11 protein-coding genes are annotated in these 12,764 nt (G+C 61.7%); 2 read left to right on the forward strand and 9 right to left on the reverse strand.

Features of this window, described 5'->3' with window-relative positions; translation table 11 throughout:
- Window positions 1-64: 64 nt before the first annotated feature.
- On the forward strand, window positions 65-550 hold the full coding sequence (bfr, locus tag H9K76_RS16100; protein WP_187596363.1) for a bacterioferritin: 486 nt from the start codon (window positions 65-67) through the stop codon (window positions 548-550).
- Window positions 551-1,208: 658 nt separating this feature from the next.
- Here bfr and ilvD read toward each other — a convergent pair.
- Both ilvD and H9K76_RS16110 read right to left on the reverse strand, forming a co-directional pair.
- Window positions 1,209-3,077, reverse strand: coding sequence for a dihydroxy-acid dehydratase (gene ilvD / locus H9K76_RS16105; RefSeq protein WP_187596364.1), 1,869 nt, complete (start codon window positions 3,075-3,077; stop codon window positions 1,209-1,211).
- 428 nt (window positions 3,078-3,505) lie between these two features.
- Entirely contained in the window at window positions 3,506-3,742 is a 237-nt protein-coding gene (locus H9K76_RS16110; RefSeq protein WP_187596365.1) for a TIGR04438 family Trp-rich protein, read from the reverse strand.
- 179 nt (window positions 3,743-3,921) lie between these two features.
- On the opposite strand from H9K76_RS16110, the gene H9K76_RS16115 reads away from it, so the two are divergent.
- Entirely contained in the window at window positions 3,922-4,227 is a 306-nt protein-coding gene (locus H9K76_RS16115) for a c-type cytochrome (protein ID WP_187596366.1), read from the forward strand.
- 127 nt (window positions 4,228-4,354) lie between these two features.
- Here the strand turns inward: H9K76_RS16115 and H9K76_RS16120 are convergent, their stop codons facing one another.
- The 7 genes from H9K76_RS16120 to H9K76_RS16150 all read right to left on the reverse strand — a co-directional run bounded on the left by H9K76_RS16120 (window position 4,355) and on the right by H9K76_RS16150 (window position 12,691).
- Window positions 4,355-4,894 carry a LapA family protein gene (locus H9K76_RS16120; protein WP_187596367.1) on the reverse strand — a complete coding sequence of 180 codons (540 nt, stop codon included), beginning with the start codon at window positions 4,892-4,894 and terminating at the stop codon, window positions 4,355-4,357.
- Window positions 4,895-5,537: 643 nt separating this feature from the next.
- Complete coding sequence (gene acs / locus H9K76_RS16125) at window positions 5,538-7,520, reverse strand: acetate--CoA ligase (protein ID WP_187596368.1); 1,983 nt, start codon at window positions 7,518-7,520, stop codon at window positions 5,538-5,540.
- A gap of 88 nt (window positions 7,521-7,608) precedes the next feature.
- Entirely contained in the window at window positions 7,609-8,226 is a 618-nt protein-coding gene (locus H9K76_RS16130) for an ANTAR domain-containing response regulator (RefSeq protein WP_246475061.1), read from the reverse strand.
- Window positions 8,227-8,228: 2 nt separating this feature from the next.
- A complete protein-coding gene (locus H9K76_RS16135; protein ID WP_187596369.1) occupies window positions 8,229-9,374 on the reverse strand; it encodes a transporter substrate-binding domain-containing protein in 1,146 nt (381 codons plus the stop codon).
- 143 nt (window positions 9,375-9,517) lie between these two features.
- Window positions 9,518-11,347, reverse strand: coding sequence for a nitric oxide reductase activation protein NorD (locus H9K76_RS16140; protein ID WP_187596370.1), 1,830 nt, complete (start codon window positions 11,345-11,347; stop codon window positions 9,518-9,520).
- A gap of 13 nt (window positions 11,348-11,360) precedes the next feature.
- On the reverse strand, window positions 11,361-12,215 hold the full coding sequence (locus H9K76_RS16145) for a CbbQ/NirQ/NorQ/GpvN family protein (RefSeq protein ID WP_223196252.1): 855 nt from the start codon (window positions 12,213-12,215) through the stop codon (window positions 11,361-11,363).
- Entirely contained in the window at window positions 12,209-12,691 is a 483-nt protein-coding gene (locus H9K76_RS16150) for an AmiS/UreI family transporter (protein WP_187596371.1), read from the reverse strand. The genes H9K76_RS16145 and H9K76_RS16150 overlap by 7 nt, the downstream gene beginning before the upstream one ends.
- Window positions 12,692-12,764: the final 73 nt, after the last annotated feature.

Genomic DNA, 12,764 nt, shown 5'->3' on the forward strand with positions numbered 1-12,764 from the left:
GGACGCGGCCTCGCGGGAGATACTTTCGGCTTTCGGAATTGAAGAACACAGAAAGAAGCACTCCATGCAAGGCCACCCCGACGTCATCGAATGCCTGAAGTCCCTGCTGCGCGGCGAACTGGCCGCACGCGACCAGTATTTCATCCACTCGCGCCAGTACGAAGACCAGGGCTTCGTGCGCCTGTACGAACGCATCGGCCATGAGATGGAAGAGGAAACCGCGCACGCGGACGCCATCCTGCGCCGCATCCTCATGCTCGCAGGCAAACCCGACATGCGCCCCGACGCCTTCGAGCCCGGCGAGACCGTGGTGGAAATGATCCAGAAGGACCTCGCCACCGAGTACGCGGTGCGCGCCAACCTCCGCTCGGCCATGGCGCTGTGCGAGCAGCACCAGGACTACGTGAGCCGCGACATCCTGCTGGCCCAGTTGCGCGACACGGAGGAAGATCACGCCTACTGGCTCGAAAAGCAGTTGGCGCTGATCGATCAGATCGGCTTGCAGAACTATCTGCAGACACAGTCTGCGCCGTCATCGGCGGGTGCTTGACTGGCTGACGCCTGTCTACGATGCGCTGATTCAGAGCCGCCGGACGATAGAAAGGTTTGTCACGATTGTTTGAAGGCGGAGGCCGGGAGTGCCCCCGGCGGGGCAGTAACTTTTTGGTCTTGCCCAAAAAGTCACCAAAAATGCGCTTTGAATGCGGGGTCACGCGGTAGAACTCACTGCGCGCTACGCGCTCCGTTCAGACAGCCACCGCGAGTCAGTTGAAAAGAGGTGCATACGGCACATTGCTTCGCTCGTGCCTGCTCGCCCGACTTCGGGCGAGCCGACTGCGCCAGTTTTGAACCGCAGGGTTGGGCTGGACACTGCCCATCTCGCGAAGTCGCGAGATGTGAGAGCACGAGCGCAGCGACGTGCCGAGTGCTCCTCCCCTTCAACTGACTCACGGCGGCTGTCTGAGCGGAGTGACGAAGGAACGAAGAGAGTTCTGCCGTGGGTATTGAAACGCCTTTTTGGTGACTTTTTGCGCGCGCAAAAAGTTACTGCCCCGCCGGGGGCACTCCCGGCCTCCGCCCTAAAAAAGACCCAGGCAACAAAAAACCGCCCCGAAGAACCAAGGCCAGTCAGCACGTAACTGACCGGCACTAGCTCGATGGAGCGGCTTTTTTCGAGACGACCTGGATCGGTCAACCCATTAAATACATCAATCGTCCAGCAGCGACACGTCGCGCACAGCCCCCTTGTCGGCAGAGGTCACAAGCTTGGCATAGGCCTTGAGCGCCGTCGACACCTTGCGCGGGCGTACCTTGGAAGGCTTCCAGCCCTTGGCGTCCTGCGCTGCGCGGCGCCTGGCGAGCTCCTCGTCACTCAACAGCACGTCGATCGTGCGGTTGGGAATGTCGATGCGGATGCGGTCGCCGTTCTGTACCAGGCCGATCGCACCGCCAGCCGCGGCCTCGGGCGAGCAGTGGCCGATGGACAGGCCCGATGTGCCGCCCGAGAAACGGCCGTCGGTGAGCAGTGCGCAGGCCTTGCCCAGGCCCTTGGACTTGATGTAGCTGGTCGGGTACAGCATTTCCTGCATGCCGGGACCACCCTTGGGACCTTCGTAGCGCACCACGACCACGTCACCGGCCTTGACCTGATCGGCCAGGATGTTCTCCACGGCTTCGTCCTGTGATTCGACCACGTGGGCCGGACCTTCGAACACCAGGATGGAGTCGTCCACGCCCGCCGTCTTCACCACGCAGCCATCGAGCGCGATATTGCCGGTGAGCACGGCCAGGCCGCCCTCCTTGGAGAACGCATGGTCGTAGGAGCGGATGCACCCCTCTGCGCGGTCCAGGTCGAGGCTGGGCCAGCGCGTGCTCTGACTGAACGCGACCTGCGTGGGAATGCCCGCGGGGCCTGCCATGTAGAAGGTCTTCACGGCGTCGTCCGAGGTGACGGTGACGTCCCATTGCGCGAGCGCTTCCTTCATGGTCTTCGCGTGCACCGTGGGCACGTCGGTGTGCAGCTTGCCCGCGCGGTCGAGCTCGCCCAGGATGGCCATGATGCCGCCCGCGCGGTGCACATCTTCGATGTGGTACTTGTTGGTGTTGGGCGCCACCTTGCACAGCTGCGGCACCGAGCGCGAGAGGCGGTCGATGTCCCTCATCGTGAAGTCGATGCCTGCTTCCTGCGCGATCGCCAGCAGGTGCAGGATGGTGTTGGTGGAGCCGCCCATGGCGATATCGAGCGTCATCGCGTTCTCGAACGCCTTGAAGCCCACTGCACGCGGCAGCACGGTTTCGTCTTCCTGCTCGTAGTAGCGCTGGCACAGCTCGACGGCCAGACGGCCGGCGCGCTTGAAGAGCTGCTCACGATCCGAGTGCGTGGCCACGACCGTGCCGTTGCCCGGCAACGCCAGACCCAGCGCCTCGGCCAGACAGTTCATGGAATTGGCGGTGAACATGCCGGAGCATGAACCGCAGGTCGGGCACGCGGAGCGCTCGACCTCGGCCACCTCGGCATCGCTGACCTTGCTGTCGGCGGCCATCACCATGGCGTCGATCAGGTCGAGCTTCTTGATCTGGATGGTCTTGGAGCCATCCTGCGCAGGCACGGCCAGGCGCACCTTGCCGGCCTCCATCGGGCCGCCCGAGACGAACACGACAGGAATGTTCAGGCGCATCGCGGCCATCAGCATGCCCGGGGTGATCTTGTCGCAGTTGGAAATGCAGACCATCGCATCCGCGCAGTGCGCGTTCACCATGTATTCGACGGAGTCGGCAATCACCTCGCGGCTGGGCAGCGAGTACAGCATGCCGTCATGGCCCATGGCAATGCCGTCGTCCACGGCGATGGTGTTGAATTCCTTGGCCACGCCGCCAGCGGCCTCGATTTCACGTGCGACGAGCTGGCCCAGGTCCTTGAGGTGCACATGGCCGGGAACGAACTGCGTGAACGAGTTCACCACGGCGATGATCGGCTTGGAGAAATCGCCGTCTTTCATGCCGGTGGCGCGCCACAGCGAGCGGGCTCCAGCCATGTTGCGGCCGGCGGTGGAGGTCTTGGAACGGTATGCGGGCATCGTGGATACAGAAGGAGATACTTGAAAAATCGTAGCAGGCCCTCCGTGACTCCCTGGAGGCACGGACGGCTGACGTCGGATGCGCTGCAAATGCCTGCAGGACATCCTTCCATCGATCAGCCCATGCTGGCATGGCCCGCTGGTAACCGGGTCCTCTTGCTGAAGCGTCGACGGCGCATTGCCTTGTGGGCGGCCATCGGCGCATGGGGCGGAGCCTGTCGATTATGTCCCAGCCCTGGGCCGGGCCGCGCCGGACTGCGGGAGTCCTACCGCAGCCATCGGAGATGCCGTCAATCACGAAATAGGCGGCCGGGCACCGGACAGCCGCCGCTTCCGGGCCGGTGCTACAGGAAATTGCACAGCTTTACGGTACGGACATCCGGCCGCGGCGCATCCGCCGCATCATCAATCAGTCCATCCGCAGGGGTTCAGCGGCGCTGGCCGCGTCCCATGGCTTCCTTCGCGCGGTTGATGCGGTCCTGCTTGCGCTGGTCCATTTTTTCCATGGCCTTGCGCTTGCTGTACCCCGAGGCATCGGCCCAGGCCCACCATGCGGCGGTGACCGCGAACGGAGAAAGCACCCACCACCACGACCAATTGACCACGGGGCTCACTTCCAGATACTTCAGCAGGACCAGCAAGATACCCAGGGCCAATGTGTACACGGCAACTTCCTCCAGAAACGCTTTTGATTGAATGGGATGTCATGCGCCATAGGCACTTGCGGCTGAATCGCCACGATGCCCTTCGATTCTTGAAAGGGATCGCCGCACCATGTCAACCGCAATCACTACAATCGCATTAATCAGCAGTAACTGTAACCCACGGAAGATAGGAAAAGAAGATGAAGCGCTCCCTGATCACTCTGGCCATGACACTCGCCGTGGCCGCTCCTGCATTCGCCGACCAGGCGCTGGCAACGTCCAAGAACTGCATGGCCTGCCATTCTGTGGACAAGAAGCTGGTTGGCCCGTCCTTCAAGGACGTCGCGGCCAAGTATGCAGGCCAGGCCGGCGCTGCCGAAAAGCTGGCCAGCAAGATCACCAAGGGCGGCTCCGGCGTGTGGGGCCCTGTTCCCATGCCCGCCAATGCCCAGGTGAGCGACGCCGAAGCCAAGAAGCTGGCCGACTGGGTTCTCACCCTCAAGTAAGGCGATGGCGCCATCCTGCCGCCCTCGGGCGTGACAGGATCGAATACAAGCAAAAAAAGCCGCGCTGCCATCTGGCAACGCGGCTTTTTTACGCCCCAAATCAATCAATCAATCAAACTCATTCATCTCATGGCCGCACGACGGGCGAATCGATGCCACCTCCGTAGGGGCCGCCGGAATCGCCGCCAATGCCACTGCCGCCACCGCTGCTGCTTCCGGTCCGCTTGCGCAGTTGATCCTCCAACTGCCCCATGTAGGCAGCCGTCACATTCTCGACCTCCTGGGACCGCGCGGCGATGCGTGCCTCCATGGCGTCCATGCGCGCATTGAACAGGTCCTGCGACTGGCGCTGCTGGGTTTCCAGGAATTGGCGCAGTTCCGTGAAGCGCGACAACTCCGCCTTGTCGGCGAGATCGCGCTGGGATGTCATTTCCTTCACGTGACGCCGCGTCTCCAGCAGCACCGAGCCGTGCAGGCTTAGCACATAGGCCAGGAAGAACACGCACAACAGGATGGTCAGCCCCAGCATGATGGCTCCCAGCGGCGCGACGATATCGGTCACCCCCAGCGAAACCGTGGTGGGCGTCATCAGGGTGCTCCAGTTGAGCGCGGCCAGCGCCGCGATGGCAACGGTGATCAGAAGCAAAACAAGGGTTCTCAGATTCATATGGATATGTCCCTCTTTCAAAGCGTCAGCATGCCTGAAAGCACTGCGTGGGTGGAAGACCCGTTTTTATCCCATGAAGCCGGGCTTGTCGGCAAAAGAGGTGTTTTTCCGCCGAAGTCCTACAGCATCTTTGACAAAGTCTGACGAATACGACGCAGGGAGGCAATAAAAGGTGCTTTGCGGAATACCGGGTTGTTTGAGTCGCGTGACGAATGGACGTTTAGAGCTTGCGGTGAGAGTCTTCGTGTGGAGGTGCTGATATGGCCCCTCATACTTTGTTGCAAAGGCTTGCCGTACAGGCGTACTGTCAGCGCCTTTGCGTCGCGTCTGAGGGGCCATCTCAGCATTGGGGTGAACAGTTCGTGAAGTGCGCGCGTTGCTCAGGCTGTTGTTTGGAAAGCCTGGCGATCGATTCCTGCCATTCCTGATGAATCGATAAAAAACCCGCCAGGGTGAGTGGCGGGCTGGATTGAGCGTCTTGCGCCTCGAGCCGCGCGCGGCTCGTTCTGGATCAATTGGTTTCAGCCAATTGGTCCGGGCATGAAAGGGTTCTGGTGATCACTCACATGGCTGCGCCATATGAGTGATCACCGAATCCCGCAAGGCGCCCTTGCGCCCCGAGCCGCGCGCGGCTCGTTCTGGATCAATTGGTTTCAGCCAATTGATCCAGAATTGCGGGATTCTCCAAGGTGCTGGTGTCCTGGGTGATGGCTTCGCCCTTGGCCAGGGAACGCAGCAGGCGGCGCATGATCTTGCCGCTGCGGGTCTTGGGCAGGTTGTCGCCGAAGCGAATGTCCTTGGGCTTGGCGATCGGACCGATTTCCTTGGCGACCCAGTTGCGCAGTTCGGTGGCAATGGCCTTGGCCTCGTCGCCCGTCGGGCGGCCGCGCTTGAGCACCACGAAGGCGCAGATCGCCTCGCCGGTCACATCGTCCGGGCGGCCCACCACGGCGGCCTCGGCGACGAGGTCGGTCTTGGCAACCAGGGCGGATTCGATTTCCATGGTGCCCATGCGGTGGCCCGAGACGTTGAGCACATCGTCGATGCGGCCGGTGATGCGGAAATAACCCCGGTCCTCACTGCGCACCGCGCCATCGCCCGCCAGGTAGTAGCCCTTGAGCTCCTCGGGGAAGTAGCTCTTCTTGAAACGCTCGGGGTCGTTCCAGATCGTGCGGATCATCGCGGGCCAGGGCTTCTTGATCACCAGGATGCCGCCCGCCCCGTTGGCCATGTCATTGCCCGATTCGTCGACGATGGCTGCCGCGATGCCCGGCAGTGGCAGCGTGCACGAGCCCGGTACCAGCGGCGTTGCACCCGGCAGCGGCGTGATCACGTGGCCGCCGGTTTCCGTCTGCCAGAAGGTGTCGACGATGGGGCAGCGCTCCTCGCCCACATTGCGGTAGTACCACATCCAGGCTTCGGGGTTGATCGGCTCGCCCACGCTGCCCAGGATGCGCAGCGACGACTTGTTCCAGTTCTTCGGATGCACCTTCTCGTCCGAATCGGCCGCCTTGATCAGCGAGCGGATCGCCGTGGGGGCTGTGTAGAAGGTGGTGACCTTGTGGCGCTCGATCATCTCCCAGAAGCGGCCCGCGTGGGGATATGTGGGGATGCCTTCGAAAACGACCTGGGTCACGCCAGCCGCAAGCGGGCCATAGCACACATAGGTATGGCCGGTGATCCAGCCGATGTCTGCCGTGCACCAGAACACGTCGTCGGGCTTGGCGTCGAAAGTCCAGTCCATCGTGACCTTGGCCCACAGCACATAGCCGCCCGTGGCGTGCTGCACGCCCTTGGGCTTGCCCGTGGAGCCGCTGGTGTAGAGGATGAACAGCGGATGCTCGGCCTCCACCGGCACGGGCGCGCATTCGCTGCTCCGGCCCGCGAGGATTTCACCAAAGGTCTTGTCGCGGCCCGCCACCATGTTGCAGGCGGTTGGGGTGCGCTCGAACACGAATACATTCTTCACGCCCTCGCAGCCACCCGCGGCGATGGCCTCGTCCACGATGGCCTTGAGCGGCAGTTCCTTGCCGCCGCGCAGCTGGTAATTGGCGGTCACCACGGCCACGGCGCCCACGTCCACGATGCGCTCGTTCACGGCCTTGGCCGAGAATCCGCCAAACACCACGCTGTGGGTGGCCCCGATGCGTGCGCAGGCCTGCATGGCCACCACGCCCTCGATGGTCATGGGCATGTAGATCAGGACGCGGTCACCCTTCTTGATGCCATGGGCCTTGAGCGCGTTGGCGAACTGGCTCACGCGTGCCAGAAGCTCCTTGAAGGTGACCTTGGTGACCGCGCCGTCGTCGGCCTCGAAGATGATGGCGGTCTTGTTCTCGTTGGGTGTGCCGATGTGCTTGTCCAGGCAGTTGGCGCTCGCGTTGAGCTCGCCATCGGGAAACCAGCGGAAGAACGGCGCGTTGGACTGGTCCAGCGTCGTGGTGAAGGGCTTGGTCCACTGCACGTTCTCGCGTGCAAGGCGTGCCCAGAAGCCCTCGAAGTCTTTCTCGGCCTCGTCGCAGAGTGCCTGGTAGCCTGCCATGCCGGACACACGGGCTGCCTTCACAAAGTTATCGGCAGGCGGGAACACGCGGTTTTCCACCAGCACAGACTCGATCGCGCTCATAAACTTGTCTCCTGAGTTGACTTGACTTGTTCTCGATAATATCGAACGTCGCTCTTACGTCACCCTGACTCAGGTATTTCCGGGCAATTCAGGTTTTCCCGAGGTTCAGGATCTCGTTGGCACTGATGATGACCAGAGCGATTTCCTCGACGGACGCGCGTTTTTTCATGGCTTGCTCCCGTAGCATCTCATAGGCACGGTCCTCGCTTATCTGGTGCGAAGCCATGAGGATGGCTTTGGCGTCGGCTACGCGACGTTGCCCGAGCAGTTTGTTTTGCAGCTTGTGGATGTGCTGCTGCATTTGGCGATTTTCTTTGTGGATTTTGCGTGCCACCACCAAGGTGGACAGCAAGCCGAAAGAGCGGATGGGGGATGGCAAGATGGCTTGGGCTTTGAGCTCAAGCACCGCCGAGACGATGGTGGGATTTTCGTAGTTGACCACGGCCACCAAAGTCGGCGTCTGCTCGCCATGGGCCCAGTTCAAGTGCAGGTGCAGGCAGTCGGGCCGAACAGCCAGCAGCACGATGTCCGTCTCGGCCGGCAGGTGCTGCACCGGAGGCCAGAGAGTTTGCACCTGGCAGCCGATGCGCTGGAGTTGCTGGGCCAGCAGGTTGCCGTCTGCGTCATCGGGGTGCATGAGCGTGATTTTGAGCTGGCGCAGCTCTTTGAGGTGCGGCGAGGTGGCTCTAAGCTGCGGGCGGTTCACGCTCAGATCTCCAGCTTGGCGGTCCAGTCGCCCAGCGAGTGGGTGACAAGGTAGGGATCGGGCGAGACGGCGCGGGTCGCTTCGCGCAGGATCGTGAAACCGCCTTGCGCGTTGCTGCGCCCTATGCGGGGGTAGAGCCAGGTGTGGTGGTTGCCGGGGTCGATTCGTACACGCCCCTGGGGCGCGTCGAATTCGCTGCCCAGCAGGTGCGGCAGCAATTCGCTGATGGTGTCACTGCCAGTTTTGCGGAACGCGTTGGCAAACAGGTGCATTTGAAAGTAAGACGCTTCCCAGCACAAGTTGGGGCGGCAGTCGTCGCCAAACAGTTTTTTGAGGCTGGCCAAGCAGCGTTGGTTGGCCACCGACTGGATAGATTGAAAGTAAGGCGCCGAGGTGAAGTGCCCGGCCGCTACGTCAAAGCCCATTTGCGCGATTTCCGCCTCGGAGGTGGTAAGGCTGGCGATGGGTATCTCCTTGGGGTTGAACCCTGCGTCGGCGTACGCGCGGTACAGCTGAGCGGTAGAGTCGCCCACCACCGTGGAGAAGATAAAGTCGGGGCGCTTGTTGCGTACGTCTTCCATGACGGCGCGGTAATCGACCTCGGTCGCCATCAGCGGCAGGTAGCGCTCGCCCAGGATTTCGCCTTCGGGGTGTTGCAACACCAGCTCACGCATGATGCGATTGGATTCGTAGGGGTAGATGTAGTCCGAGCCGATAAGGTAGACGCGTGCACCGAAACTGCTGGTCATGAAGTCGGCTAACTGCACGCTGTTCTGGTTGGGTGCCGCGCCGGTGTAGATGATGTTGGCCGAAAATTCAAAGCCTTCATAGAGTGTGGGATAGAAGAGCAGTTTGTTCCATTTCTCCACCACGGGCAGTACTGCTTTGCGGCTGCTGGACATATAGCAGCCAAAGATGGTGTTGACTTTTTCCTGCACGATCAACTCCTCGGCCAATGGTGCAAAACGGCTCGGAGTGGAGGCAGGGTCGCGGCGGACTGCTACTAGCTCGCGGCCAAGCACGCCTCCGGCGCGGTTGATCTCGTCAATGGCCAGCAATGTGCCTTGCAACTGCGATTGGCCGATGGTGGAGGTGGTGCCGGTTTCCGAAAAAAGTATGCCTACGCGCAAGGGGTCGTTGTTAACCAAAGCCTGCCTCCTGTTCTTGTCCAGATACTGAATTTTTCAGAGTTGCGGGCATGATTGCTTTGTCTGAAATGGTCAACAATGAGCTTAGCGCAGTCTCTGCCTGGACGCCACTATCCGCATGCCCTGTTGGGACAGTTGGCTGGTCAGCGTCCTGCGGCAAGGCGAGCGCTCATGCGTGTCAGGCGGGGCACGAGCTGACTGGCCTCCTCGGCAATGCCGTAGTTGCGCCAGCCGAAGATGTGGCGAACATAGCTGTCGGCTTTCGCATCGACTGCCAGGCAGCACACGCGCACGCCAGCGCGTTGGGCTTGCTGCACCGCCTGGCGGGCATCTTCAATCAGATACTGCTTGTCGTGCACGTCTACATCGGCGGGGGCGCCGTCGGTAACAACCAGCAAAGTGCGCTGGCCTTCGGGCTCGCCTTGTAGCAGACCGCCGGCATGGCGCAATGCAGCCCCCATGCGGGTGGAATAGCGCCCTCGCACCGCCTGGATCATGGCCGCTGACGCGCCGTTGTGCGGTTGTCCGAAGTCGAGCAAACGGTAGTAGTTCACCTCGGCTCGGGAGTTGGAAGAGAAGGCGTGAATGGCGAGGCGATCGGTGCCGCGCACGCTCGACTGTGCCAACAGCAAAGCGGCTTGTTTTTCGATATCGAGAAGACATTGGCCGCCAGGGCCGATATCGTTGACTGATTCCGAGATGTCCAACAGCACGAGCATGCTGGTCGGGCGCGGGCCTTTGCCAGCGCGCAGGAAAAGGCGCGGATCGGGGCGCAGGTTCAGGCGCCGGTCAACCTGGATCTCGATGGCTGCATTGAGGTCGACGTCATCGCCCTCCCACTGGCGGCGTAAGCGGTAGCGCCTGTCGAGTTGGCGCGCGTTGGGCAGTGTCAGACTGTCCACCCGGGTGTTGGCCGGAAGACGTGCTTCGACTACCTGGCTCAGCCCTTGCCAGCCTGGAAGCTTCTCGATCACCGTACACCAGTCGGATTTCATGCGCTCAATTTTGCGGTCCCACTCGGGGTAGTGGAAACGGGCGATTTCGTAGTCTTGGGCAGAGGGCGGCTCCGGCGCCGTATCGGGCACGGTATTGGCTTGGGCCGGTGGCGGGCGGGCGCCAGGTTGCGCTACCGAGAGTGCTTGGTCGACATTGGCTTCGGATTCGGGGTGCTCCCAGAGGTAGCTGTTGTCATCGCGATAAAGCGTTGGGGGTGCATAGTGCTGCGGATCCATGCGTACACGCATCTGCCCCAGGTCGTTGGCAAGAATGGAAGATGCGGCTCTAAACGCGGCGTAGTCCTCCAGCCCATGGGTTTGAGCAGCGCGCTCGAATAGCTCTCTGGCTTTGTTGATCCAATGGTTGGTGCTGTGGCTATCGGTCAGGAGCAAGATGCGGTCGAGTCGAGCCATGAACGCGGTGAAGCTCAGGTTCGAGCCTTCCGGCTCCGGCGCGAGCTGCTCGCTGAACCAGCTGCGCACGCCGGGGTAGTCGCGCAGCAAAAGACGCTCGACACGGGCGTCTTCCACCGCAGACACCACCGTCAAGCCCATAGGTTTCAAGACCTGGCTAGGTTGGCGTGCAGGTGAGTGCCGCAAGTGTGCAGCGGCGTGCGCCACCATGGCCTCGTGCCTGCGTTGGCGCTGCGCGGCATCCAGATCAGGCAGTGCAGGCAAAAGGATCTGAACGGTTGACGCCTCGTTGAGATGGACGTTGGTGCCTGATGGAGCTCGTGGCAGCACAATGGTACGTGCCGCCGCTGCGGGCTTGGCCGCAGCGGCACCCAGCAGGCCTGAGCCGGTGACCGGCGCTGATGCGCTGGACGTTTGTAACGGTTGCACTTGCACTCGCATCAGTGCCAAGCCGGAAGCCAGCATCGCCAGGCGCTCGTAATCATGGGCCTCGTCATTGATCCAGGCCGGTGGTGATGTCGCCAGCTCAGCATTGCGGACAGTTGGCGCTTGGGAAGAGACCATGGTCGCTCGCCTTTCAGTTGCCAAACTGCGCTTGCACCAGCTTTTTCAGCGCCGCGGTAGTATCCGGGTCGTCGGTCAGCGCCAAGGTGATCGTCATGTCGCAGCTGTCAGCGGGCGAGACGCCATCGCGCATCAGCAGACCGGCATAGATGAGCATGCGGGTGGATGCGCCTTCGTCCAGTCCGCGGTTCTTGAGTTCGCGCGTGCTGTGGGCCAAGGCAACCAGGCGCTGTGCCCGTGCGCGGTCAATGCCCGCTTCGTGGGCGACGATGTCGGCTTCGGTGCTGGCATCGGGATAGTCAAACTCCAAAGCAGCAAAGCGCTGACGGGTGGAGGGCTTCATGTCCTTGGCGCTGCTTTGGTAGCCCGGGTTGTACGACACCACCAACTGGAAGTCGGGGTGGGCTTGCACCACTTCACCCTTTTTGTCGAGTGGCAGTACACGGCGAGCGTCGGTGAGAGGGTGAATGACCACCGTGGTGTCCTGCCGTGCCTCAACCACTTCGTCGAGATAGCAGATACCGCCGTAGCGCACGGCCATCGTCAGTGGCCCGTCGTGCCAGGCCGTACCATCGGCATCAAGCAGATAACGGCCCACCAGATCGGAGGCAGTCATGTCTTCATTACATGCCAAGGTGATGAGCGGGCGTTGGAGCGCCCAGGCCATGCGCTCGACAAAGCGAGTTTTACCGCATCCGGTTGGGCCTTTGAGGATGAGCGGCATGCGGTGACGATAGGCTTGCTCGTAAAGCTCTATCTCGTTGCCCGCCGGGCGGTAGAAAGGCTCATGCGTCAGGCGGTAATCGGCCAGCGGGTCCGCGCCGGCAACGGCGTGCAGAGGGATTTTTGCATTCATCGAGTTCACCATTTCCCCATCAATATCATCAAGCCCGGTATCCAGCAGGTGACTACGCCTACCAGCACGGTATAGCCCGCGAGAAAGCGCAGTGGCCTGCCCAGGCCGAGAGCTACAAAGAAGAAGAACCACAGGCTCGCCCATACCAGCCACATAGCGATCACGCGCATATCACCTGCGGATGCAGCGAAAGCCAGCGCGCTGATTGCAACAAACAGGCAATACCAGCCCAACCCGACACCCTTGAGGCCCCACCACTGAACAACAGCCAGGTAGAGGTAGGTAAAGGCAAACAGGAGGCCACCAGCAGCAGCGAAAAAGTCGGGATCGGCGCCTGCTCGCAGGATGCCGATGGCATTGATGAACAAGGCCAGCAGACCGACCAGCAGATTGAATGGCGCCGAGTCGCGCGGCTCGAAGCGCCCACTCAGGCCGACGCCATTGACCACCAGTACCGCACCAATGAAGAACAATGCAAGGCCTAACATAAGAAGAGTCCTTTGCTTGGAAGATGGATGTCGCACCTGCGGTGGCCGCCGAGCCATGCACAGCGGCCACTGA

This window comes from Diaphorobacter ruginosibacter (genome assembly GCF_014395975.1).
In the GTDB taxonomy this organism is placed as follows: Bacteria; Pseudomonadota; Gammaproteobacteria; order Burkholderiales; family Burkholderiaceae_C; genus Diaphorobacter_A; species Diaphorobacter_A ruginosibacter.

Bases quoted from the DNA above. Each gene is read 5' to 3' on its own strand.
- bfr (WP_187596363.1), top strand. From the start codon at position 65: ATGCAAGGCCACCCCGACGTCATCGAATGCCTGAAGTCCCTGCTGCGC.
- acs (WP_187596368.1), bottom strand. From the start codon at position 7,520: ATGAGCGCGATCGAGTCTGTGCTGGTGGAAAACCGCGTGTTCCCGCCT.
- H9K76_RS16145 (WP_223196252.1), bottom strand. From the start codon at position 12,215: ATGGTGAACTCGATGAATGCAAAAATCCCTCTGCACGCCGTTGCCGGC.
- ilvD (WP_187596364.1), bottom strand. From the start codon at position 3,077: ATGCCCGCATACCGTTCCAAGACCTCCACCGCCGGCCGCAACATGGCT.
- H9K76_RS16120 (WP_187596367.1), bottom strand. From the start codon at position 4,894: ATGAATCTGAGAACCCTTGTTTTGCTTCTGATCACCGTTGCCATCGCG.
- H9K76_RS16150 (WP_187596371.1), bottom strand. From the start codon at position 12,691: ATGTTAGGCCTTGCATTGTTCTTCATTGGTGCGGTACTGGTGGTCAAT.
- H9K76_RS16115 (WP_187596366.1), top strand. From the start codon at position 3,922: ATGAAGCGCTCCCTGATCACTCTGGCCATGACACTCGCCGTGGCCGCT.
- H9K76_RS16140 (WP_187596370.1), bottom strand. From the start codon at position 11,347: ATGGTCTCTTCCCAAGCGCCAACTGTCCGCAATGCTGAGCTGGCGACA.